At 68.4% G+C, this 22,286-nt stretch carries 21 protein-coding genes; 13 read left to right on the top strand and 8 right to left on the bottom strand.

Translation table 11 applies throughout. The features are described from left to right. Window positions 1-38 precede the first annotated feature (38 nt). The 4 genes from ahpF to AC1RKE_RS08660 all read right to left on the bottom strand — a co-directional run bounded on the left by ahpF (window position 39) and on the right by AC1RKE_RS08660 (window position 4,462). Complete coding sequence (gene ahpF, locus AC1RKE_RS08675) at window positions 39-1,625, bottom strand: alkyl hydroperoxide reductase subunit F (protein ID WP_492896843.1); 1,587 nt, start codon at window positions 1,623-1,625, stop codon at window positions 39-41. A gap of 142 nt (window positions 1,626-1,767) precedes the next feature. After that, complete coding sequence (ahpC, locus tag AC1RKE_RS08670) at window positions 1,768-2,331, bottom strand: alkyl hydroperoxide reductase subunit C (RefSeq protein ID WP_464158466.1); 564 nt, start codon at window positions 2,329-2,331, stop codon at window positions 1,768-1,770. A gap of 425 nt (window positions 2,332-2,756) precedes the next feature. Continuing rightward, complete coding sequence (locus tag AC1RKE_RS08665) at window positions 2,757-3,959, bottom strand: exo-beta-N-acetylmuramidase NamZ family protein (RefSeq protein WP_492896841.1); 1,203 nt, start codon at window positions 3,957-3,959, stop codon at window positions 2,757-2,759. Further along, window positions 3,956-4,462, bottom strand: coding sequence for a DOMON-like domain-containing protein (locus AC1RKE_RS08660; RefSeq protein ID WP_348683682.1), 507 nt, complete (start codon window positions 4,460-4,462; stop codon window positions 3,956-3,958). The genes AC1RKE_RS08665 and AC1RKE_RS08660 overlap by 4 nt, the downstream gene beginning before the upstream one ends. A 199-nt stretch (window positions 4,463-4,661) precedes the next feature. Here AC1RKE_RS08660 and tyrS point away from each other — a divergent pair, with 199 nt between their 5' ends. The 5 genes from tyrS (at window position 4,662) to AC1RKE_RS08635 (ending at window position 8,656) form a co-directional block, all read left to right on the top strand. Continuing rightward, on the top strand, window positions 4,662-5,915 hold the full coding sequence (tyrS, locus tag AC1RKE_RS08655; RefSeq protein ID WP_348683684.1) for a tyrosine--tRNA ligase: 1,254 nt from the start codon (window positions 4,662-4,664) through the stop codon (window positions 5,913-5,915). A 59-nt stretch (window positions 5,916-5,974) separates the two neighbouring features. After that, window positions 5,975-6,340 carry a GIY-YIG nuclease family protein gene (locus tag AC1RKE_RS08650; RefSeq protein WP_054765613.1) on the top strand — a complete coding sequence of 122 codons (366 nt, stop codon included), beginning with the start codon at window positions 5,975-5,977 and terminating at the stop codon, window positions 6,338-6,340. Further along, the gene (locus tag AC1RKE_RS08645; protein WP_348683685.1) at window positions 6,330-6,794 is read left to right on the top strand and encodes a peroxiredoxin; all 465 of its coding nucleotides are present in this window, start codon (window positions 6,330-6,332) and stop codon (window positions 6,792-6,794) included. Before AC1RKE_RS08650 ends, AC1RKE_RS08645 begins: the two co-directional genes overlap by 11 nt. A 220-nt stretch (window positions 6,795-7,014) precedes the next feature. Further along, the gene (locus tag AC1RKE_RS08640; protein WP_348683686.1) at window positions 7,015-8,124 is read left to right on the top strand and encodes a peptidoglycan DD-metalloendopeptidase family protein; all 1,110 of its coding nucleotides are present in this window, start codon (window positions 7,015-7,017) and stop codon (window positions 8,122-8,124) included. Next, entirely contained in the window at window positions 8,108-8,656 is a 549-nt protein-coding gene (locus AC1RKE_RS08635; RefSeq protein ID WP_224762143.1) for a bactofilin family protein, read from the top strand. The genes AC1RKE_RS08640 and AC1RKE_RS08635 overlap by 17 nt, the downstream gene beginning before the upstream one ends. Window positions 8,657-8,709: 53 nt before the next feature. On the opposite strand, the gene prfB is transcribed toward AC1RKE_RS08635, so the two are convergent. Then, window positions 8,710-9,832, bottom strand: a protein-coding gene (gene prfB, locus AC1RKE_RS08630) for a peptide chain release factor 2 (protein ID WP_152950166.1) whose coding sequence is annotated in 2 segments (ribosomal slippage) — window positions 8,710-9,762 and window positions 9,764-9,832 — 1,122 coding nt in all. Because the reading frame shifts where the segments join, the coding sequence is not laid out codon by codon here. Window positions 9,833-9,952: 120 nt separating this feature from the next. Then, window positions 9,953-12,364: a penicillin-binding protein 1A gene (locus tag AC1RKE_RS08625; protein ID WP_348683687.1), complete on the bottom strand. Its 2,412-nt coding sequence runs from the start codon at window positions 12,362-12,364 to the stop codon at window positions 9,953-9,955. 136 nt (window positions 12,365-12,500) lie between these two features. Here AC1RKE_RS08625 and AC1RKE_RS08620 point away from each other — a divergent pair, with 136 nt between their 5' ends. The 7 genes from AC1RKE_RS08620 (at window position 12,501) to AC1RKE_RS08590 (ending at window position 19,682) form a co-directional block, all read left to right on the top strand. After that, a complete protein-coding gene (locus tag AC1RKE_RS08620) occupies window positions 12,501-12,929 on the top strand; it encodes an organic hydroperoxide resistance protein (RefSeq protein ID WP_152950162.1) in 429 nt (142 codons plus the stop codon). 169 nt (window positions 12,930-13,098) lie between these two features. Further along, the gene (cobS, locus tag AC1RKE_RS08615; protein ID WP_348683688.1) at window positions 13,099-14,103 is read left to right on the top strand and encodes a cobaltochelatase subunit CobS; all 1,005 of its coding nucleotides are present in this window, start codon (window positions 13,099-13,101) and stop codon (window positions 14,101-14,103) included. 66 nt (window positions 14,104-14,169) lie between these two features. Next, window positions 14,170-15,942 (top strand): response regulator, encoded by a 1,773-nt coding sequence (locus AC1RKE_RS08610; RefSeq protein WP_348683689.1) that lies wholly within the window; start codon window positions 14,170-14,172, stop codon window positions 15,940-15,942. Window positions 15,943-16,005: 63 nt separating this feature from the next. Then, window positions 16,006-17,898, top strand: coding sequence for a DNA mismatch repair endonuclease MutL (gene mutL, locus AC1RKE_RS08605; RefSeq protein WP_395942240.1), 1,893 nt, complete (start codon window positions 16,006-16,008; stop codon window positions 17,896-17,898). A gap of 195 nt (window positions 17,899-18,093) precedes the next feature. Continuing rightward, window positions 18,094-18,555, top strand: a complete 462-nt coding sequence (locus AC1RKE_RS08600) for a low molecular weight protein-tyrosine-phosphatase (RefSeq protein WP_395942239.1) — start codon at window positions 18,094-18,096, stop codon at window positions 18,553-18,555. Between the two features lie 159 nt (window positions 18,556-18,714). Then, on the top strand, window positions 18,715-19,065 hold the full coding sequence (locus AC1RKE_RS08595) for an endonuclease domain-containing protein (RefSeq protein ID WP_395942228.1): 351 nt from the start codon (window positions 18,715-18,717) through the stop codon (window positions 19,063-19,065). A 164-nt stretch (window positions 19,066-19,229) separates the two neighbouring features. Beyond that, window positions 19,230-19,682: a hypothetical protein gene (locus AC1RKE_RS08590; protein WP_348685248.1), complete on the top strand. Its 453-nt coding sequence runs from the start codon at window positions 19,230-19,232 to the stop codon at window positions 19,680-19,682. A gap of 72 nt (window positions 19,683-19,754) precedes the next feature. On the opposite strand, the gene rsmD is transcribed toward AC1RKE_RS08590, so the two are convergent. Further along, a complete protein-coding gene (gene rsmD / locus AC1RKE_RS08585; RefSeq protein ID WP_348685250.1) occupies window positions 19,755-20,327 on the bottom strand; it encodes a 16S rRNA (guanine(966)-N(2))-methyltransferase RsmD in 573 nt (190 codons plus the stop codon). Window positions 20,328-20,330: 3 nt separating this feature from the next. Continuing rightward, a complete protein-coding gene (locus AC1RKE_RS08580; RefSeq protein WP_395942229.1) occupies window positions 20,331-21,785 on the bottom strand; it encodes a pseudouridine synthase in 1,455 nt (484 codons plus the stop codon). A gap of 12 nt (window positions 21,786-21,797) precedes the next feature. On the opposite strand from AC1RKE_RS08580, the gene tadA reads away from it, so the two are divergent. Continuing rightward, entirely contained in the window at window positions 21,798-22,256 is a 459-nt protein-coding gene (gene tadA, locus AC1RKE_RS08575) for a tRNA adenosine(34) deaminase TadA (protein ID WP_228185586.1), read from the top strand. The last annotated feature ends 30 nt before the right edge of the window (window positions 22,257-22,286 follow it).

The following is a 22,286-nucleotide window of genomic DNA, read 5'->3' as shown; positions in this document are numbered from 1 at the left end:
TTACACGGTTCGCCTTGCAGCGAAAACCGCCCTGGACGTCAGGCCGCCTCGACCGCCTCTTCGGCCGGGACGGTGCGGATCATATAGTCGAAGGCGGCCAGGCCCGCCTTGGAACCCTCGCCCATCGCCACCACGATCTGCTTATAGGGCACGGTCGTCACGTCGCCCGCCCCGAAGACGCCCGGCTGAGACGTCTCGCCCCGGTGATCCACTTCGATCTCGCCGCGCGTCGTCAGGGCGACGGCGCCGTGCAGCCATTCGGTGTTCGGCACCAGGCCGATCTGGACGAAGACGCCTTCCAGATCGACGTCGTGATGGGCGTCGGAGTTGCGGTCCTTGTAGACCAGGCCCGTCACCTTCTCGCCGTCGCCGCGCACCTCGGTCGTCAGGGCCGAGGTGACGATCCGCACGTTCGGCAGGGTCGCCAGCTTGCGTTGCAGCACCGCATCGGCCCGCAGTTCGCTGTCGTATTCGATCAGGGTCACATGGGCCACGATGCCCGCCAGGTCGATCGCCGCCTCGACGCCGGAGTTTCCGCCGCCGATCACCGCCACCCGCTTGCCCTTGAACAGCGGCCCGTCGCAGTGCGGGCAATAGGCCACACCCTTGTTCTTGTACTGGTCCTCGCCCGGCACATTCATCTGCCGCCAGCGGGCGCCGGTCGACAGGATGACGGTGCGCGACTTCAGACTGGCGCCGTTCTCCAGCACCACCTCGTGCAGACCGCCCGGAACCTTGGCCGGGATCAGCTTGGCCGCCTTCTGCAGGTTCATCAGGTCCACCTCATATTCGCGGACATGCTGCTCCAGATGGGCGGCCAGTTTCGGCCCCTCGGTATGGGGCACCGAGATGAAGTTCTCGATCGCCATGGTGTCCAGCACCTGGCCGCCGAACCGTTCGGCCACGATGCCGGTGCGGATGCCCTTGCGCGCCGTATAGATGGCGGCCGCCGCCCCGGCGGGACCGCCGCCGACCACCAGGACGTCGAACGGGTCCTTGGCCTTCAGCCGCTCGGCGGCCCGCGCCTCGGCGCCCGAATCCAGCTTGGCGACGATCTGCTCCAGCTCCATCCGGCCCTGGCCGAACAGTTCGCCGTTCAGGAAGACCGTCGGCACGGCCATGATCTTGCGCTCCTCGACCTCGTCCTTGAACAGGCCGCCCTCGATGGCGACGTGTTTGATGCGCGGATTCAGCACGCTCATCAGGTTCAGGGCCTGCACCACGTCGGGGCAGTTCTGGCACGACAGCGAGAAATAGGTCTCGAACACATAGTCGCCCTCCAGGTCCTTGACCTGCTGGATCACCTCCTGCGCCGCCTTGGACGGATGGCCGCCGACGTGCAGCAGGGCGAGAACCAGAGAGGTGAACTCGTGGCCCAGCGGAATCCCCGCGAACCGCACGCCGATGTCCGTGCCCTTCCTGCGGATCAGGAAGCTGGGCTGGCGTTCGTCGTCATAGTCGCGGCCCATCTCGACCTTGCCGTGCGAAACCGAGACGATCTCCTCCAGCAGGGTCTTCAGCTCCTGCGACTTGGGCCCGGCGCCCAGAGAGGCGACCAGTTCGACCGGATGGACGATGTTCTTGAGGTAGCTCTCGAGCTGAGATTTCAGATTGGCGTCCAGCATGGGGCAGTCCTCGAATTCCAGGGTGACGCGCCGCCTTCGAGCCGATCCCGGCGAGGCTTGCGCGATAGGGTCCGGCCCCCACGAAACAGGGCGGCGGCCGGGTGGGTCCGACCCGAAGGCCGGACCCGATAGGCGTTCCGTCTTAGATCTTGCCGACGAGGTCGAGCGACGGCGCCAGGGTGGCTTCGCCCTCTTCCCACTTGGCCGGGCAGACTTCACCCGGATGCGACCGCACATATTGCGCGGCCTTGACCTTGCGCAGCAGTTCGGCGGCGTTGCGGCCGATGCCTTCCGAGGTGGTCTCGGTGAACTGGATCACGCCGTCCGGATCGACCAGGAAGGTCGCACGGTCGGCCAGGCCCACGCCCGGCCGCATGGCGTCGAAGTTGTTGGTCACCAGGCCCGAGGGATCGCCCAGCATGGTGTAGGTGATCTTGCCGATGGCCGGGGAGGAGTCGTGCCAGGCCTTGTGCGAGAAATGGGTGTCGGTCGACACCGAATAGATCTCGACGCCCAGCTTCTGGAACTCGGCGTAGTTGTCGGCCAGGTCTTCCAGCTCGGTCGGGCAGACGAAGGTGAAGTCGGCCGGATAGAAGAAGAAGATCGCCCACTTGCCCGCCACATCGGCCTCGGTGACGGTCAGGAACTTGCCGTCCTTATAGGCCTCGGCCGTGAAGGGTTTGATGGTCGTGTTGATGAGGGCCATGCAGGGCTTCCATTCCGTTGGGAGGTTGGGGAGGCCCGCTTCCTACCGCATCGCAGCAGATAAGCCCAATCACTTATTTGCAGATGCGTGATAGATTTTGGTTATATCCATCACCCCGCCCAACTCCGTCGTCCTCGGGCTCGACCCGAGGACCGGATTATTCGCCGCATTGCGCCGGAACAGACGCACACGCGCCTCAACGCTCGATCCTCGGGTCAAGCCCGAGGATGACGAAAAGCGACATCAATCCAACAGGAACGCCCGCCTCGCCCCTTCCCAAGCTCAGCCACCCCGCCTTCGCCCTCTCCGTCATCCTCGGGCTTGTCCCGAGGATCCAGACTCCCGGTGTTTGGACAGCGTGCACACACGGCAAACACCGGGAGTCTGGATCCTCGCCACAAGGGCGAGGATGACGAGAGGTGAAATCAATACAGCAGGAACGCCCGCCGCGCCTCTTCCCACGCCGCCTCATCCGGGCGCGTCGCCGCATCCAGATCCCCCGGCCCCGCCGCCGCATCGTCCACCCATTCCCGCAGACCCGGCCCGCCGTTGATCACGTCGATGGGCAGTTTCCCGAACGCATATTCATAAGGAAAATCCCGCCACAGATCGTAGTCGGGATACAGCCGCCGGATCGCCTTGAAGCCCAGGGCCTGCACCCGCCACGGCCTGAAGGCGGCGTGGTCATAGCCGGGGTGATCGACATGGATCTGCACCCCGCTGCACAGTTTGCCGACATGTTTGTGGAAGGTCGGCTCGAACCACATGTCACGCAGCACGCCGCCGCCCAGCCACTCCGGCGCCAGGGCGTGCATCTCGGCGATCACCGCCCGCGCGTCTATGTCGGGCGCCCCGAACAGCTCCAGCGGCCGGGTCGTGCCCCGGCCTTCCGACAGGGTCGCCCCCTCCAGCATCACCGTCCCTGCGTAGCAGCGCGCCATCGACAGGTTCGGCGCATTGGGGCTGGGATTGACCCAGGCCCGCTCGCCCAGTGGCCAGCCGAAGCCCGGCCCCGCCTCGGGGGCCCAGCCCTGCATCTCCACGACGCGGTAGTCCACATCCAGCCTGAACCGGTCGATGAACCACAGGCCCAGTTCGCCCATCGTCATGCCGTGCCGCATCGGCATCGGCCCGGCCCCGACGAAACTCTCCCAGCCGGGCTTCAGCGTCATCCCCTCGACCGGCCGCCCCGCCGGATTGGGCCGGTCCAGCACCCAGACCGACTTGCCGTGTTTCGCCGCCGCCTCCAGCACATATAGAAGCGTCGTCACATAGGTGTAGATGCGGCAGCCCAGGTCCTGCAGGTCGATCAGGACGACGTCGAACGTCTCCATCCACTCGTCCTTGGGCCGCCGCACCTCGCCGTACAGGCTGAAGACGGGGAAGCCGTGCACCGGATCGCGATAATCCGGGCTCTCCATCATATTGTCCTGCAGATCGCCCTTCATCCCGTGCTGCGGCCCGAAGGCGGCGGTCAGCTCGATCTCGGGACAGGCGGCCAGGGCGTCCACCGCATGACCCAGGTCCTTCGTCACCGAGGCCGGGTGCGCCAGCAAGGCCACGCGCCGCCCCTTCAGCTGCCCCCTCACGGCGTCGTCGGACAGCAGGCGGTCGAGACCGAAATTCATGGCAGTTCCAGCGCGAACGAGTCGGGATGATGAAAGTCCGGCTTATCCGATGGATGCGCCAGGGCCCAATAGGCGATCGCCCCGTCCAGACCCTCGACCACTGCCGTCAGCCCGACCGGCCCCGTCGCATCCTCGGGCAGCTCCACATCGACCGTCAGAACGAACCGCCCCTGGGCCATGCGCGTGACGATGAAGGGCGCCGCGATCTCCAGCCCCCGCATCCCCTCGCGATAGCCGTCGAACCGATAGGCCGCCCAGGCCCCCGACGGCGACAGATTATATTCGACATAGCCGCCCTCCGTCCGCACGAAGGCCTCGAAACAGGTCGTTCGCCACAGTTCGTCCGTCCTCACCCGCGCCGCCGCCTGCGGCCACCGCACCCTCTCGACCGGCCCGGCCAACAGATACTCCAGGCTCAACACCCGCCCCGCCCGTCGCGCCTCGACCTCCAGCGTCAGCCCGGCGGGGGAACAGGTCGGGTGCGGGATCAAGGGCAGACGCATCCCGTCTTCGTAGCGCAGGCTTGACGCCGGTCAACGCTCCGCCCTATCCAGACCCCATGTTCGCCGCCCGCGCCATCGCCGGCCTGTATTACCGCCCGCTGTAAGCGAGCGGCCCGCGAACCTGCGCCGCCTTCGCTGGCGACGCGCTCTTCGGAAATGGAAGACGACCGCCGGCATCCCTGCTAACGGAGCCTCCGCCATGACCGACCAAGCTTTCAAATCCGACTTCCTCCGCACCCTCCAGGCGCGCGGCTACATCCATCAGATCACCCATCCGACCGAGCTGGACGAGGCGGCCGCCTCGGGCGGGCTTGTCGGCTATGTCGGCTTCGACGCCACGGCCAAGAGCCTTCATGTCGGAAACCTGATCTCGGTCATGATGCTGCGCCGGCTCCAGCAGGCGGGCGGCAAGCCCATCGTCCTGATGGGCGGCGGCACCACCAAGGTCGGCGACCCGACCGGCAAGGATGCGTCGCGCCCCCAGCTGACCCAAGAGACGATCCAGTCGAACATCGACTCCATCAAGACGGTCTTCGCCAAATTCCTGACCTTCGGCGACGGCCCGACCGATGCGGTCATGGTCAATAACGACGACTGGCTGTCGACCTACGGCTACATCCAGTTCCTGCGCGACTTCGGCACCCATTTCACCGTCAACCGGATGCTGAGCTTCGACTCGGTCAAGCTGCGGCTGGAACGCGAACAGCCGATGACCTTCCTCGAGTTCAACTACATGCTGATGCAGTCGGTGGACTTCCTGGAGCTGAACCGCAGCCTGAAGGTCACGCTGCAGATGGGCGGGTCGGACCAGTGGGGCAATATCACCTCGGGCGTGGATCTGGTGCGCCGGGTGGACCAGAAGGCCGCCTTCGGCCTGACCACCCCGCTTCTGACCACAGCCTCGGGCGGCAAGATGGGCAAGACCGCCCAGGGCGCCGTCTGGCTGAACGCCGAACAGCTGAGCCCCTATGACTACTGGCAGTTCTGGCGCAACGCCGAGGACGCCGACGTCGGCCGCTTCATGCGCCTGTTCACGGACCTCAGCCTGGAGCAGATCGCCGAATACGAAGCCCTGGAGGGCGCGGCCATCAACGAGGCCAAGAAGGCCCTGGCCGACGCCGCCACCACCCTGCTGCACGGGGCCGAGGCCGCCGCCACCGCCCGCGCCGCCGCCGAAAGCGCCTTCGAAAAGGGTCAGCTGTCCGCCGACCTGCCGACCGTCGAACTGCCGGCTGCCGAGGTCTACGGCGCCATGATCGCCGCCGTCGTGACCAAGGCCGGCCTGACCGCCTCCAACGGCGAGGCGCGCCGCCTGGCCCAGGGCGGGGGCTTGCGCCTCAACGACGTCGCCGTCTCCGACGGCGCCCAGCTGCTGACCGAGGCCGATCTGAAGGACGGCGTGATCAAGCTGGCGGCCGGCAAGAAGAAGATCGTGCTGGTTAGGCCCGTTTAGGGTAACTTTTCAGCTCCGCTCATCCCCGCGTAGGCGGGGACCCAGATAGGTGTCAAAGCTTGGCCTTCTTCACCTACATCGTGGCCAGTCGCCGAAACGGCACCCTTTACACGGGCTCGACCGACGATCTGATCCAACGGGTGAGGCAGCACAGGGACAAGACCTTCGCTGGATTCACGGCGAAGTACGACGTCCATTTGCTCGTCTGGTACGAGGCGCATGAAAGTAGAGACGCGGCCTTCCACCGGGAGCGGCAGATCAAGAAATGGAACCGGCTTTGGAAACTGCGGATGATTGAGCGGCAGAACCCAGACTGGCTCGACCTTTACGATCACCTTCGTCTTGGCGGCATGAAGGACGCCAAGGACTGGGTCCCCGCCTTCGCGGGGATGAGCGGAGTAAGTGAGACACCCGATGACCGATGAACGCCACCCCGCCCCCGCTCTCGACCTGCCGACCGACAACGGCGGCCGGATCTCCCTCGCCGCCCTGAGGGGCAAGCCCGCCGTCGTCTACTTCTATCCCAAGGACGACACGACCGGCTGCACCCGCGAGGCCCAGGACTTCACCGCCCTGTCCGCCGACTTCGCCGCCTTGGGCTGCCCGGTCATCGGCGTGTCCAGGGACACGGTGAAGAAGCACGACAAGTTCAAGGCCAAGTACGACCTCGCCGTCGTCCTGGCCTCCGACGAGGACGGCGCCGCCTGCGAGGCCTGGGGCGTCTGGGTGGAGAAGAAGCTCTACGGCCGCGAATATATGGGCATCGAACGCGCCACCTTCCTGATCGACGCCCAGGGTCGGATCGCCCGCGCCTGGCGCAATGTGAAGGTCGCCGACCACGCCGCCGAGGTTCTCGCAGCGGCCCGCGCCTTGGGCTGAGAACGCCGAATCGCCTTCAAGGGGAATCCCGTCCAAGCGGGTTCTCGCATTCCGGGATTCTCAAGGCACTTTTGCGTGAAAATGCCCGAAAAGGCCGGAAATGATAGTTAACAACAGGTGAACCATCTTGCCGCTGTCATAAAGGCGGCGGATAAACCCCACCTCGACGTGGGGGCGTTGCTTTATGGACCTGGAAGAGAAAGCGCCGAAACGCTCCTTCATGGATCGTTTTTTGCCCGTCCGTTACGTCTATCTCCGCAGCCATGACGAGGTTCGGGCCTACGCCCTCACCGCCCGGCGTCAGATCCTGCTCGGCCTGGCGGCATCGGCCTTCTTGGTCTGGTCTCTGGTCGCCTCGGGCGCCTTCCTCTTCGACATCGTGACCCGGCGCCACGCCGATTCCGAGGTCATCCGCGCGCGCGCCGCGTCAGAGCGGCTGAACGCGGACCTTCAGGCGCGGCTGGAAAGCGCGGTCGTCCGCATGTCCGCCACGAACGGCGCCCTGGACCAGACGGCCGCCATGATCGAGCGGCGTCACGCCGCCCTGGCCCAGATCATGACCGGTTTGAACGGCGTGGACGGGGCGGTCCAGGCCTTGGCGCCCAAGCCCCTGCGCCCCGACATGCCGCCGATCCAGCGCATCCTGGCGGTACGGCTGGACCAGGAACGGCTGCTGGATCGAGCGGAGACCTTCGCCCAGACCCGCGCCGAACGGCTCCGGCTGGCCTTCCGCCTCGCCGGCCTCAATCCCGCCGCCTATGTCGCCGCCGCCGAACCGCTGGGCGGCCCCCTGGTGGAGGCGCGCGATCCCCGGGCCCTGGCCGCTATTCTGGACGTGGACGAACCCTTCGCCGTCCGCATCCGCCACGCGGCGACCAATCTTAACGAAATGCGGACCCTGTCGGAGGCCGCCGAAGAGCTGCCGTTCAAACGACCGACCCAGGCCCGCACCACCTCCGGCTTCGGCGTCCGCTTCGACCCCTTCAACGGCCGTCCCGCCATCCACCAGGGCCAGGACTTCGCCGCACCGCTGAACACCCCCATCTACGCCACGGCGCCCGGCGTCGTTTCCTTCGCCGGCGTTCGTTCAGGGTATGGCAATACGGTCGAGATAGACCACGGGCGCGGCTTCAAGACGCGCTACGCCCATCTGAACGCCCTGGCCGTCCAGCCGGGGCAGTCGGTCGCGCTCGGCCAGAGGATCGGCGCCATGGGCACCACCGGCCGATCGACCGGCGTCCACCTCCATTACGAAGTCTGGCTGAACGGCCGGCCGCAGAACCCCGCACGCTTCCTCAGAGCAGGAGATCAACTTGTTCAACAAAATTAGCAAACCCGCGACCCCGACGCCGTCGTCGCCTCGTCCTGCGGCCCCGGCCATTCCGCCGCTGCCGGACATGCCGGCCGCCCCGCGCCCCGGCGCAGCCCCGGCCGCCACGACGCCAGGCCGCGGCCTGTCCACCCTGTCCTCCGACCTGGCCTTTGAAGGCAATATCACCGGCGCGGGCGATCTGCAGATCGATGGACAGATCAAGGGCGACGTCCGCGTCGGCCGCCTGATCGTCGGCGAGACCGGCGCGGTCGAGGGCAATGTCCAGGCCGACTATATCGAAGTGCGCGGCCGCATCGTCGGCGGCGTCCAGGGCAAGCAGATCAAACTGGTCGCCACAGCCTATGTGGAAGGCGACATCACCGCCGAACAGCTGTCGATCGACGTCGGCGCCTTCTTCCAGGGCCGCGTCGCCCAGGGCCAGCGTCAGGCCCCCGCCCCCGCGCCGGTCGCCCCCGTCGCGCTCCAGCCGACGCCCGCCCCGGCGAGCGAGGCCAAGGCTGACGTCGTGGCCCTGAAGCCGAACGCCTGATCCGCGTCGCGGCCTGATCGCCGGATTTCAGCGATCAGGCCGCGCCCTCGCCGTCAATCGGCGACCGAGCCCCGCGTCTGGCCGACCCGCGCCGCCAAGGCCGCCCCCATGAAGGCGTCAAGGTCACCGTCCAGCACCCCTTGCGTATCCGAGGTCTCGACCTCGGTCCGCAGGTCCTTCACCATTTGATACGGCTGCAGCACATAGGATCGGATCTGGTGCCCCCAGCCGATGTCCGTCTTGGCGTCGTTCAGGGCCTGGGCCGCCGCCTCGCGCTTCTGCAGTTCCAGCTCATACAGACGCGCCCGCAGCATCTTCCACGCCTGTTCGCGGTTCTGGTGCTGCGACCGGCCGGTCTGGCAGGACACGACCGTATTGGTCGGAATGTGCGTCAGACGCACGGCCGAATCCGTCTTGTTGATGTGCTGACCGCCGGCGCCCGAGGCGCGATAGGTGTCGGTGCGCACGTCGGACGGATTGATGTCGATCTCGATCGTGTCGTCGACGACTGGCGAGACGCCGATCGAGGCGAACGAGGTGTGCCGCTTGGCCGCCGCATCATAGGGGCTGATCCGCACGAGGCGATGGACGCCGGATTCCGACTTCAGCCAGCCATAGGCGTTGGGGCCGCTGATCAGAACGGTGGCCGACTTGACCCCCGCCTGTTCGCCGTCCTCCTGAGCCTCGACCGTGACTTCATAGCCGTGAGCCTTGGCCCAGCGGCTGTACATCCGCAGCAGCATGCCCGCCCAGTCGTTGGATTCTGTGCCGCCGGCGCCGGAGTTGACTTCCAGATAGGCGTCGTTTCCGTCGGCCTCGCCGGACAGCAGGGCCTCCAGCTCGGCCCGCGCCGCCCGCTCCTTGATGCCGCGCAACAGGGCGCGCGCCTCTTCCAGAGCGGCCTCGTCGCCTTCTTCATCGGCCATATCGGCCAGCATGACCCCGTCTTCCAGGTCCTGCTCCATCGCCTTGACGGCGTTGATCTGGCCTTCCAGGCGCGAACGGTCGCGGCTGACGGCCTGGGCCTCTTCCGGCCGGTCCCACAGGGTCGGGTCCTCGACCCGTGCGTTCAGCTCATCGAGCTTTCTGACGGCGACGTCCCAGTCAAAGACGCCTCCTGAGCAGAGCGACGCTCTGCTCGATGTCGGCCTTCATGGCCTCGACATCCGGTCTCATCGCAATCTCCAGCGACACTAGGCCCTCAAGCAGCGCGGCCCGCAGGTCGCGCGATAGGGCGAAAAGAATGAAGAACGGCGCGCCACGAGGACGCGCCGTTCGGAAGGCCTACCTAGAGCCTCAGTACAGTCCGCTCAAGTCCTCGGCCGGCGCCTTCTTCGGCGGCGGCGGGGCGGCGGCGGGCGGCGGGGCGTTGGCGCCGGCGGCCGCCGCCTCCTGTTCGCGACGGATCACGTCATAATAGTTCTGGGGTCCGACCGGCTGGCTCGGGGCCTGGACCGGGGCCGGCGCCTGGCGTTCAGTGCCGGGGCGGAAGGCTTCCTCGATCCCATTCACCGTGCGGAAAACGGCGTTCTTGGGCCGCACGAATGGCCGGGCCGGCCGCTCCTTCAGCGCCGTCTGCATGAATTCGGTAAAGACCGGCACGGCGGCCGAGGCGCCGGCCTCGCCGGACCCCAGCGACCGGTTGTCGTCAAAACCGATGAAGACCCCGACCACTATGTCGGTGGTGAAGCCGACGAACCAGGCCGAACGGTATTCATTGGTCGTGCCGGTCTTGCCGGCGACCCAGCGACCCAGGCCGCGCGCGCTGGCGGCCGTGCCCCGCTGGACCACGCCTTCCAGCATCGAACTCATCTGATAGGCGGTGATCGGATCGATCACCTGGGTTCCGCGCGGCTGAAGACGCGGCGATTCCTGACCGGAGAAGCCCCGCCCGCATTCGCGGCAGTTGCGGGCGTCCGCGCGGAAGATGGTCTGGCCGTCCCGGTCCTGAACATAGTCGATCAGATAGGGGGTCACGCGCCGTCCGCCGTTGGCGAAGGCCGAATAGGCGGCCGTGATCTCCAGCGGCGTCACCTCGCCCGCGCCCAGGGACACCGACAGATTCGGCGTCAGCCCCGGAATACCCATCCGGGCGGCCTGATCGACGATCTTCTTCATGCCGACCGACTGGGCCAGGCGCACCGTCATGACGTTGCGTGACAGCTCCAGCCCGCGCCGCAGCGTCTGGGGTCCGTAATATTCCCGGCTGTAGTTCTCAGGCGTCCAGCGCTGGCCGTTGGGGCCGCCGGCGAAGCTGATCGGGGCGTCCAGAACGATGGAGGCCGGGGTGAAATCCCCCTCCAGCGCCGTCGCATAGACGAAGGGCTTGAAGGCCGACCCCGGCTGTCGCTTGGCCTGGGTCGCCCGGTTGAAGCTGGACAGGGCAAAGGAATAGCCGCCCACCATGGCCAGAACCCGGCCCGACTGGGGCTCGATCGCCACCAGGGCGCCGTTGACGCGCGGCACCTGTTTCAGGGCGAACTGGCCGTTCTTCTTCTCGACAAAGATCAGCTCGCCGCGCCGCAGCTGCCGATTGGCGTTGGCCCAGGCGGCGTCGGCGGCGATCAGGGTTCCGCTCTCGTCGCCCTTGGCCGTGCGGATGCGAACCGTGTTTCCGCTGACGCTCTCGATGGCGGCGGCCTGCCAGCTGCGGCGTTCGGGCGGCGCCTGTTCCTTCAGGGCGGCGGCCTGCCAGCCCTCGGCGAAGTCGGTCGAGCCCCACCCTCCGCGCCAGCCGTGGCGACGGTCATAGTTCTCCAGACCTTGCATCAGCGCCTGACGCGCGGCCGTCTGCAAGGTCGGGTCCAGGGTGGTGCGCATATAGAAGCCGCCGGCGCGCAACTGGGCGCCGAAATCGGGATTGGCCGCCGCCTGACGCCGCGCCTCCTCCACAAAGAAGTCCGCGTCCTTATATTCCGACCGCTGCGGCGCGTCGCGCGTGACCAGGGGCCGGGCGCGCGCCTCGGCCAGCTGAGCCTGGGTCAACCAGCCGCTCTGCTCCATCTCGCCCAACACCCAATCCCGCCGGCCCTTGGCCGCGCCCGGATGACGTTTGGGGTGATAGTTGTTCGGCCCCTTGGGCAGGGAGGCCAGGAAAGCCGCCTCGTCCGGCGTCAGCTGGTTCAGCGACTTGCCGAAATAGTTGTAGGCGGCCGAGGCGATGCCGAACGACCGGTAGCCCAGGAAGATCTCGTTCAGATACAGGCTGAGGATCTGCTCCTTGGACAGGGTCGCCTCCAGGCGATTGGCCAGTATGGCTTCCTTCAGCTTGCGGTTCAGGCTCGATTCATTGGTCAGCAGGACGTTCTTGGCCACCTGCTGGGTGATGGTCGAGCCGCCCTCCAGCCGGCGCCCCTGCACCAGGTTGAAGACGTTCTTCAGAGACGCCCGGCCGATGCCGCCCACGTCGATGCCGCCGTGCTGGAAGAAGTTGCGGTCCTCGGCGGCCAGGAAGGCCTGCACCACCGTCGCCGGAATCTGATCGTAGGAGACGTAGATTCGCCGCTCGTCCGAAAACTCGCCGATCAGGGTGCCGTCGCCCGCATAGACTCGCGTCGCCGTCGGCGGACGATAGTCCGCCAGTTCCGAGGCGTCGGGCAGGTCGTGGAACAGCCAGGCCGCATAGACGGCCACCGCCACCCCCGCCAGGGCGATGCCGCCCAGCAGGACCATGCCCGCCCATACGAACCAGCGTTCGGCAATCTTCACGGCCTACTCCGACGACACGCCCCGAATTGGTGCTTTAGCCCGCGTCGGCCCCGAAAGGCTAGGGTGCGGATGCAACGCCCCCTTTCCCTGCCTCGTTCAGCCCCCATCTGAAGCCTTCCCAACACAGGAGACCGCCATGGAAGTTCTGTACCGCGCCCAGGCCACCGCCTCGGGCGGCGGCCGCGAAGACGGCCGCTCGACCACCGACGACGGCAAGATCGACGTCAAACTCTCTACGCCGAAGGAAATGGGCGGAAAGGGCGGCGACGGGACCAATCCCGAACAGCTGTTCGCCACCGGCTATGCGGCCTGTTACCTGGGGGCGCTTCGTCTGGTCAGCGGCAAGGCGGGCACGCCCGTCGGCCCCGACACCAAGATCACCGCCGGCGTCGGCTTCGGCAAGAACACCCGGGGCGAAGGCTTCAACCTGGACGTCGATCTGACCGTCACCGACCACGGCCTGGACCAGGCTGTGATCGAAGACCTGATCGAAAAGGCCCACCAGGTCTGCCCCTATTCCAACGCCACGCGCGGCAACGTCGACGTTCGCCTGGCGGCGAAGTAAGACCTCCGCTCATCCCCGCGAATGCGGGGACCCAGTGCCTTGGGCGATGATCGCCGCCGTCTTCAAAAGCGCATCGTCCAACGCACTGCCGAGCAAAAGAGCGGGATCCCCGCTTTCGCGGGGATGAGCGGGGTTTAAGTGATCCCCAACGTGCGCTAATCGCTCGGGCATGACCTCCCCGCTCGACGCCTCCCCCGATCCGCTGATCACCCTGGAACCGACCCGCCGCGTGACCCTGCGCGAGGCCTTCGGGATCGACAGCGACATGACCGTGCCCGCCTTCGCCGAGCGCGACAGCCATGTGCCCGAGATCGACGAGGCCTATCGCTTCGACCCTCAGACCACGATCGCCATCTGCGCCGGCTTCGCCTTCGACCGCCGCGTCATGGTCCAGGGCTATCACGGCACCGGCAAGTCGACCCATATCGAACAGGTTGCGGCCCGCCTGAACTGGCCCCTGGTCCGCATCAATCTGGACAGCCACGTCAGCCGCATCGACCTGGTCGGCAAGGACGCCATCGTCCTGAAGGACGGCAAGCAGATCACCGAGTTCCGCGAGGGCATACTGCCCTGGTCGCTGCAACGCCCCGTCGCCCTGGTCTTCGACGAATATGACGCCGGCCGTCCCGACGTCATGTTCGTGATCCAGCGCGTGCTGGAGGCGCAAGGCCGCCTGACGCTCTTGGACCAGAACCGCGTCATCCGCCCGAACAAATATTTCCGCCTGTTCGCCACCACCAACACCATCGGCCTGGGCGACACCACGGGCCTGTATCACGGCGCGCAACAGATCAATCAGGCCCAGCTGGACCGCTGGAACATCGTCACCACGCTGAACTACCTCGACCACGACGTCGAGGCCGAGATCGTCGCCGCCAAGGTCCCCGAATGGTCGGACGCGGAAGGGCGCCGCCGCATCGCCGCCATGGTCCGCGTCGCCGACATGACCAGGAACGCCTTCATGAACGGCGACATCTCCACCGTCATGTCGCCCCGCACCGTCATCACCTGGGCCCAGAACACCCTGATCTTCGGCGGCGACGTGGCGCTCAGCTTCCGCCTGACCTTCCTCAACAAGTGCGACGAACTGGAACGTCCCACCATCGCGGAATTCTACCAGCGGGCGTTTGGGGAAGACCTCCCCGAAGCGGCGACGCGGGTGAAGGTCGGTTAGCCCCCGGATTGAGGGCTCATTAAGGTCCTCCCCTTATGGCGAAGCTCGTAAGAGGGGCGCCGCCGCGTGATCCAGAAAGCCGACTATATTCGGGCCTATGCCGACCGGTATCGCGACATGTTCGCGGTCCGGCTGACGACCATCGTCGCCGTCATTCTGGTGGCCGCCTGGGTGCTGGACTGGGGCTGGGCGGCGAACTTCGGCCTGATCCAGCTGGGCCTCTATGTCCTTTTGTGGCGGACGGTGGAGATCGCCCGCACCCGGCCCGAGGCGCCGGGCGCCGGGCGGCGGTTCCGTCTTCGGACCGAATGGATCACCCTGGGCCTGGCCTCGCACAACGCCGTCTACATCCTGGCCGCCTGGTGGGTTCGGCCCGATACGATCGACTATCTGCGGCTGCTGCTGGCGGGCAATCTGATGGTGGGCGCCCTTCAGGTCCACATCAGCCGGCGCAGCTTCCTGGCGGCCGTGGCGCCGCCGTCGATCGCGGCCATGATCATCGCCGCCCACCAGCCCCAGGCCACGCCGACGCTGAAGTTCGCCGTCGCCCTGTTCGTCCTGGGCATCATCGCCGCCGCCTGGCGTCAGTGGCGCGGGGACCGCGAGACGGTGGAGCTGATGGTGGCCCTGACCGAACGCAGCCGCCAGCTTCAGGCCGCCCTGGGCCAGGCCGAGACCGACCGGGCCGCCGCCGAACGGGCCAACAAGGCCAAGTCCCGCTTCCTCGCCATGATCAGCCATGAGGTCCGCACCCCTCTGAATGTCATCCTGGGCCTGACCGAGGTGCTGCGCGGCCGGCGCCGGCCCAAGGCCGAGGCGGTCATCATCGACGACATGGCCGAGGCGGGCGGCATGCTGCTGCGGCTGCTGAACGGGGCGCTGGACATCTCCAAGATCGAATCGGGTCAGTCCGATCTTCAGATCGGCCCCGTCGACGTCGCCGCCCGGATCGAGGCCATCGCCCGGGTCTGGCGCACCCGCGTCGCCGAACTGGGCCTGACGCTGGAGGTCGTGCTGGACGGCGACCCTGCCGATTTCGCGGTCCTGACGGATCAGGCGCGGGTCGAACAGGTGCTGATCAACTATCTGTCCAACGCCCTGAAACTGACCCCGGCGGGAACCATCCGCCTGGTCGCCCAGGCCCGGCCCCAGGCGGACGGCCGGATCAACCTGAGCCTGGAGGTCCACGACCAGGGCCCCGGCGTGCCCGAGGATCAGCGCGAGCGCATCTTCCAGCCGTTCGAACAGCTGGCCGCCGGGCGGGCCGCAGGCGGGGCGGGTTTGGGCCTGGCCCTGTGCCGCGCCGCCGCCGAGGGGCTGGGCGGAAGCGTCGGCGTGCGTCCGGCCGAGGGCGCGGGCGCCGTCTTCTGGTTCCGTTTCACCGCCCCGCGCGCCCCCGTCGAGGCCGACGCGGAGGCCGCTCCGCCCGCACCGACGCCCGACGCGCCCCCAGCCCTGCGCGTCCTGGCGGCCGAGGACCATCCGGCCAATCGCAAGCTGCTGGCCCTCTTGTTCCAGTCGTTCGGCCTGGACCTCGCCCTGGTCGAGAACGGGCGCAACGCGGTGGACGCCCTGCGCGCCGACCGGTTCGACCTTGTGCTGATGGACGCCATGATGCCGGTGATGGACGGGGTCGAGGCGGTCAGGCTGATCCGCGCCGAGGAGGCCGCCGAGGGCCGCCCCCGCACCCCGATTCACATGCTGACGGCCAATGTGTTCGAGGACGACGTGGCCCGCTATCGGGCCGCCGGGGCCGACGGCGTCCTGGGCAAGCCGATCCAGATCGGCGCGCTTCAGGCCCTGCTGGAACAGACGGCCGCCTCCGCCGTCCCCGCCTGACGGAAACGGTCCGGCCCTGACCGGCGTGGCGCGAATCCCTTCGCCCCCCTATCTTGGCGGCCCATGCCCATTCGCCGCCTCTCCCCCGAAACCGTCAACCGCATCGCCGCCGGCGAGGTGGTCGAGCGCCCGGCCAGCGCCATCAAGGAACTGGTCGAGAACGCCCTGGACGCCGGGAGCCGCAATATCGAGATCCAGGCCGACGGCGGCGGCCTGTCGCGCATACTGATCGCCGACGACGGCAAGGGCATCCCCAAGGAAGAACTGCCGCTCGCCGTCGAACGCCACGCCACGTCCAAGCTGGAGCCCGACGACGCCGGCGACGTGGACCTGCTGCGCATCCACACCCTGGGCTTCCGGGGCGAGGCCCTGCCCTCGATCGGCTCGGTCGCCCGGCTGTCGATCACCACCCGAGCTAGGTCCGATTCCGGCGACGCGACCGAGGCCTGGGTCATTCAGGTCGAGGGCGGCGCGACCCGCCCCCTGGCCCCCGCCCCCTTCCCCGGCCCGCACGGCGCGCGGGTCGAGGTGCGCGACCTCTTCTACGCCACCCCCGCCCGGCTCAAATTCATGAAGTCCGAACGGGCCGAGGCCATGGCCATTTCCGAAGAGATCAAGCGCCAGGCCATGGCGCACGAGGCCGTCGCCTTCACCCTGTCGCTGGACGGCAAGGTCGCCCTGCGCCTGCCCGCCGAACATCCCGGCGACGAGGGCCGGCTGAAACGGCTGTCGGCCCTCCTGGGCCGCGACTTCGAGGCCAACGCCCTCTTGATCGATCAGGAGCGGGACGGGGTGCGCCTGTCGGGCTATGCGGGCCTGCCCACCTATTCGCGCGGCAATGCGGCGCATCAGTATCTGTTCGTCAACGGCCGCCCGGTGAAGGACCGGCTGCTGCAAGGGGCCCTGCGCGGCGCCTATGCCGACTTCCTGGCGCGCGACCGGCACCCGGCCGCCGCCCTCTTCCTCGACATCGACCCCCTGTACGTGGACGTCAACGTCCACCCGGCCAAGGCCGAGGTCCGGTTCCGCGATCCGGCCCTGGTGCGCGGCCTCATCGTCGGCGCCCTGAGGCACGCGCTCCACGCCGCCGGCCACCGGGCGAGCACGACCGTGGCGGCGGATGCCCTGAGCGGGTTCAGGCCGCACACGGGCGTGACGCAGAGTGGCGAGTGGCGAGTGGCGAGTGGCGAGGGCTGGTCCGGGTGGACAGGCTGGTCCCAGCCCGCGGCCGCGGCGCAAGTCCTGCCTGGCCTCCACGAACGCAGCGCCCGCGTCGAACCCGGCTGGGACGGCGCCTCATACGGCGAACTCGCCACTCGCCACTCGCCACTCGCCACTGCCCCCCAGCCACTCGCCCCTCCCCCTTCCGACATCGACCTGCCGCTGGGCGCCGCGCGGGCTCAGCTGCACGCCAACTATATCGTCGCCCAGACCCGCGACGGCCTGGTCATCGTCGATCAGCACGCCGCCCACGAGCGGCTGGTCTATGAGCGGTTGAAGGCCCAGATGGCGCAAGGCGCCGTGACCCGCCAGGCTCTGCTGACGCCCGAGGTGGTCGAGCTGGACCCGGCCGAGGCCGAACGCGTCGCCTCCCGCGCCGAGGAGCTGGCCGAGATGGGCCTGATCGTCGAGGCCTTCGGCGCCGGCGCCGTCCTGGTGCGCGAAACCCCGGCCCTGCTGGGCGACACGGACGTGCAAGGGCTGATCCGCGACATCGCCGACGACCTGGCCGAACACGGCGCCGCTCTTACGCTGAAGGAGCGGATGGCCGAGGTCTGCGGAACCATGGCCTGCCACGGCAGCGTCCGCTCCGGCCGCATCCTCACCGCCCCCGAAATGAACGCCCTCCTCCGCCAGATGGAGGCCACCCCCCATTCGGGCCAGTGCAACCACGGGCGGCCGACCTATGTGGAGTTGAAGCTGCACGATCTGGAGAAGCTGTTCGGGCGGCGGTGAACGCCTCACCGGCGCCCGCCCACCGTTCCCTAAACCGTCATCCTCGGGCTTGTCCCGAGGATCCATACGCCCGACCTAGACGCCCGCGCACCCTGCGGACACACCGGGAGTCTGGATCCTCGCCACAAGGGCGAGGATGACGAGTGGGGGAACGGCGGCCTAACCTGACGCAACCCCATCCGCTAAGATCCCCCCATGCCCTCGATCCTCTTCGTCTGCCTCGGCAACATCTGTCGCTCCCCCCTCGCCGAGGCCGCCCTCCGCGCCGAGGCTGAGCGCCTGCGTCTCGACCTGATCGTCGACTCCGCCGGCACGGGGAATTGGCATGTCGGCCACCCGCCCGATCCGCGCGCCCAGGCCGTGGCGCGCGAACATGGGATCGATATTTCCGGCTATCAGGGCCGGCAGGTGACGCCGGCCGACTTCCGCCGCTTCACCCACGTCATCGCCCTTGACCACGACAACCTGGCTGATCTGCGCCGCATCCAACCCGCCGACGCGGTCGCCGAACTCAGCCTGCTGCTCGACCACGTGCCCGGCCGCGAGGGCCAGGCCGTGACCGATCCCTATTTCGGCGACGACGCCGGGTTCGAGGTCACCTGGGCCGAGGTGACGGCGGCGGCGCGGGGGCTGGTCGAGAAGCTGGGCCGCGGCTGACCCCCTCCGTCGGCTGCGCCGACACCTCCCCCAGAGGGGGAGGATTTCGGTCGTCGCCGTTCGCATTCCTCCCCCCTTGGGGGAGGGGGACCGCCGCGCCTCTTCGCGCGGTGGTGGAGGGGGCTTGCCGCGCACGCGGTCTCGCCACACAGTCCCGCCATGGATGCGACCCGCAAAACCCAGGATCGCGCACGCGACCTCCGCCGCAACCTGACCCTGCCCGAAGTCCTGCTGTGGCAGGCGTTGCGCAGACGGGGGCTGTGCGGCGCGCGGTTCCGGCGCCAGCATCCGATCGGGCCCTATATCCTGGACTTCTACTGCGACACGGCCCGGTTGGCGGTCGAGATCGACGGGTCGAGCCATGATACGCCCGATCAGGCGCGGCATGACGCCCGCCGCACCGATTGGCTGAACCGGAGGGGCGTCGCCGTGCTGCGCATACCGGCGCGGGACGTGCTGACGGACCTGGCTGGGGTGCTGGAGGAGATCGGGCTGCGGCTCAAAGCCTAGCCTGACCCCCTCCGTCGGCTGCGCCGACACCTCCCCCAGAGGGGGAGGATTTCGGTCATCACGGTCGCATTCCTCCCCCCTTGGGGGAGGTGTCGGCGAAAGCCGACGGAGGGGGCTCGGCTCCACGTCCGACTCTGACGTATCGCCGGTTTACCGATACGGCCATGACCCAGCCCTATCGCATCCGTGAATCCCGCATCTGGGCCCAGGCCCGCGCCGACTATCTGTCGGGTCTCAGCGCCGAGGCCGTATGTCGGCGTCATGACCTGGGTCTGTCGGCCTTTCGCCGCCGCGCCCGCAAATACGGCTGGCGGCGCAGCGATCAGGTCGAGCCGCCGCCCGGCGAGACCGACCTGTCCCTGTATGAGGACATCGACCTGGACGAACTGGCGCGCACCGCCCGCCTGCGGTTCATCGAGGCGGTGGAGGGCGGGCGCGCGTCGGACGCCCGGCGCTGGCGCGCCCTGGCCGACGACCTGACCCGCGAGGCCCGCGCCTTCGACGCCGACTTCTTCAGGGGCATGAGCCACGAAGAGGTGGCCGCCTCGCTCGAAGGGATGCGGCGCGAGATCGACGAGGAGGACGAGGCCCTGCTGGGACCGCCGCCCGAGGACTGACCGTCCTGCGACTCCCTCGCAAAAATCTGCACGAAAGTGCACTAAAAGAATTCGGAGTGCACTTTCGCCCCGTCAGGCGGCGGGGGCGACCTTCAGGAACAGCACCCGCGCCGCCCCATAGTCCCGCGCGTCCAGCCGGTCATAGCCGGGGGTGTCGATGTCCGGCTCGTCCGAGCCGCGCTCGAACACCACCAGGGCGCCCGGCTTCAGCCAGTTCCCCTCCAGCAGCCGCACAAGGGTCTGCTCGCCCAGACCCTTGCCGTAGGGCGGGTCCAGGAAGGCCAGGTCGAAGGCCTCGCCGTCCGATCCGGGCCGGACGCCCAGGTCGGTCGCGCTGCGCCGATGGACCCGGGTGCGGCCCATCAGCCCGTACGCGTCGGCGTTCTCCCGGATGGCGCCCCTGGCCCCGTCGTCGGTCTCGACGAACAGGCAGAAGCCCGCCCCCCGGCTGATCGCCTCAAAGCCCAGGGCGCCCGATCCGGCGTACAGGTCGATGACCCGCAGGCCGTTCAGGCTCTCGCTCCAGGCGGCGTGCTCCAGCACGTTGAACACGGCCTGACGCGCCCGGTCCGAGGTCGGGCGCGTGCCCTGCCCCTCCGGCGCGACGATGGCCCGGCCCTTCAGGCTTCCGGCGACGATCCGCATGGATCAGCCGCGCGGCGTGCGGGGCTTGCCCCCCGGCGAACGGCCGCTGGTCCCCGACGGTCCCGCCGGCTTGCCGCCGCCCGCGCGCGGGGGCCGCACCGGTCGATCGCTGGGGCCCCCGCTGCGCACGCCGCCGCTGCGGCCTGCAGGCTTGCGCCGGTCGTCTATGAACTGGTCGTCGCGGGGTTTGAACACCCGCTTGGGCCGGTCGCCGTCGGCGCGGGCGGGGCGTTCGCCCTCGGGGGCGGTGCGCTCGCGCGGCTTGAAGCTCTTGGAATGTTCAAACTTGGGCTTGGCCTTGGCCCAGCCGTCCTTCTTGGGCGCCCGCTCGCGGCGCTCGACCGCCTCGGCCTGGGCCGTCTCGGCGGCGCGGACGCGGCTGGGCTTCCTCGACGGATCCGACATGGCCGAACCGGAGCGCCCCTTGACGATGGGGGTCGCGATCCGGCGACCGGGAATGGGCGCAGGCGTCTCGACCGTATTGCCGGTCGGCAGGTTCTCGGGCCGGATATGGTCGGCCAGCAGCTCGCGGATCACGCGCGGCCCGACCTCCTCCACCGCCCCGACCGGCAGGACGTCCAGGCGGAACGGCCCATAGGCCAGACGGATCAGCCGGTTGACCGTCAGGCCGACCGACTCCAGCACCTTACGCACCTCGCGGTTCTTGCCCTCGGTGATCGAGACCGAGATCCACAGATTGGCCGGCGCCTTGCCGTCCTCGGACTTGGACTCCTTGGCCTTGTCCAGGGTGGCCTCGATGGGCCCATAGGAGACGCCGTCCACGACGACGCCCTCCTTCAGCCTGTCGAGCTGTTCCTGGGTGATCTTGCCGCGCGCCCGCGCCCGGTACTGGCGCACCAGGGCGGTCGAGGGCAGTTCCAGCGCCCGGCTCAGCTCCCCGTCGTTGGTCAGAAGCAGCAGACCCTCGGTCGCCAGATCGAGCCGCCCGACCGAGATCACGCGCGGCAGACCGGCCGGCAGGGCGTCGAACACCGTCGGCCGGCCCGCCGGGTCCTTGTGGCTGGTCAAGAGGCCGGCCGGCTTGTGATAGCGCCAGACGCGCGTCGCCTGGGCCCCGCCGATCGGCTTGCCGTCCACGGTGATCACGTCGTCGCGCGTCACCAGGGTGGCGGGCGTGTCCAGGATGCGGCCGTTGACCGCCACCTTGCCCAGGCCGATCAGCCGCTCGACCTCGCGGCGCGAGGCGATGCCCGCCCGCGCCATGGCCTTGGCGATTCGCTCGCTGCGGACCGGGGCGGCCTCGGCCTTGGCCGGTTTGGCGCCCGCGCGGGGGCGGTCGTCGCCCGGCTTGCCGGCAAAGGCCTTGCGCGGCTTGTCGCCGAAGGGGGTCTTCCCGTCGCCGCTCTTGCGAGGACCGGAGGATTTGAAGGGCCCAGGCGACCGTCCGTCTTGACGGGCGCGGGGCTTCTTGTCGTTGTCGTTCGTATGGCGGACCATGATGAGCGGTTCATGCGCATGGCGCTGGACCAAGCGCAAGCGGCGGCGGACGCAGGAGAGGTGCCTGTGGGCGCAATTCTTGTCGATCCCGCCTCAAACGCGGTGATTTCCACCGGCGCCAACGGCCCGATCTGCGCGCACGACCCTACAGCCCATGCCGAGATCGTGGCCATGCGACGCGCGGCGACGGCGCTGCAGAACTATCGCCTCACCGGCCTGACCCTCTATGTGACGCTTGAGCCCTGCGCCATGTGCGCCGGCGCCATCAGCCACGCCCGCATCGGTCGCGTGGTCTGGGCGGCCGATGATCCCAAGGGCGGCGCCGTGCTCCACGGCCCCCGTCTGTTCGAGCAACCCACTTGCCACTGGCGTCCGGCGACGGAGTGGGGTCTGTTGGCCGAGGAGGCGTCCAGCCTGCTCAAGTCCTTCTTCCGTCAACGGAGAGGAACGGCCGCAGGCGGCGCACGTTAGACCGCCGCCCCAAGCGGCGCTGTTGTGAGG

Source organism: Brevundimonas sp. GW822-FHT03E11 (assembly GCF_058801445.1).
Note: the sequence above shows the minus strand (reverse complement) of the source record. Positions and strands in the feature narration are given on the sequence as shown.

What these genes read in the sequence shown, in the direction of transcription:
- ahpF (WP_492896843.1), bottom strand. Translation starts at nt 1,625, where the DNA reads ATGCTGGACGCCAATCTGAAATCTCAGCTCGAGAGCTACCTCAAGAAC.
- ahpC (WP_464158466.1), bottom strand. Translation starts at nt 2,331, where the DNA reads ATGGCCCTCATCAACACGACCATCAAACCCTTCACGGCCGAGGCCTAT.
- AC1RKE_RS08665 (WP_492896841.1), bottom strand. Translation starts at nt 3,959, where the DNA reads ATGAATTTCGGTCTCGACCGCCTGCTGTCCGACGACGCCGTGAGGGGG.
- AC1RKE_RS08660 (WP_348683682.1), bottom strand. Translation starts at nt 4,462, where the DNA reads ATGCGTCTGCCCTTGATCCCGCACCCGACCTGTTCCCCCGCCGGGCTG.
- tyrS (WP_348683684.1), top strand. Translation starts at nt 4,662, where the DNA reads ATGACCGACCAAGCTTTCAAATCCGACTTCCTCCGCACCCTCCAGGCG.
- AC1RKE_RS08645 (WP_348683685.1), top strand. Translation starts at nt 6,330, where the DNA reads ATGACCGATGAACGCCACCCCGCCCCCGCTCTCGACCTGCCGACCGAC.
- AC1RKE_RS08640 (WP_348683686.1), top strand. Translation starts at nt 7,015, where the DNA reads ATGGATCGTTTTTTGCCCGTCCGTTACGTCTATCTCCGCAGCCATGAC.
- AC1RKE_RS08620 (WP_152950162.1), top strand. Translation starts at nt 12,501, where the DNA reads ATGGAAGTTCTGTACCGCGCCCAGGCCACCGCCTCGGGCGGCGGCCGC.
- cobS (WP_348683688.1), top strand. Translation starts at nt 13,099, where the DNA reads ATGACCTCCCCGCTCGACGCCTCCCCCGATCCGCTGATCACCCTGGAA.
- mutL (WP_395942240.1), top strand. Translation starts at nt 16,006, where the DNA reads ATGCCCATTCGCCGCCTCTCCCCCGAAACCGTCAACCGCATCGCCGCC.
- AC1RKE_RS08600 (WP_395942239.1), top strand. Translation starts at nt 18,094, where the DNA reads ATGCCCTCGATCCTCTTCGTCTGCCTCGGCAACATCTGTCGCTCCCCC.
- AC1RKE_RS08595 (WP_395942228.1), top strand. Translation starts at nt 18,715, where the DNA reads ATGGATGCGACCCGCAAAACCCAGGATCGCGCACGCGACCTCCGCCGC.
- AC1RKE_RS08590 (WP_348685248.1), top strand. Translation starts at nt 19,230, where the DNA reads ATGACCCAGCCCTATCGCATCCGTGAATCCCGCATCTGGGCCCAGGCC.
- rsmD (WP_348685250.1), bottom strand. Translation starts at nt 20,327, where the DNA reads ATGCGGATCGTCGCCGGAAGCCTGAAGGGCCGGGCCATCGTCGCGCCG.
- AC1RKE_RS08580 (WP_395942229.1), bottom strand. Translation starts at nt 21,785, where the DNA reads ATGGTCCGCCATACGAACGACAACGACAAGAAGCCCCGCGCCCGTCAA.
- tadA (WP_228185586.1), top strand. Translation starts at nt 21,798, where the DNA reads ATGCGCATGGCGCTGGACCAAGCGCAAGCGGCGGCGGACGCAGGAGAG.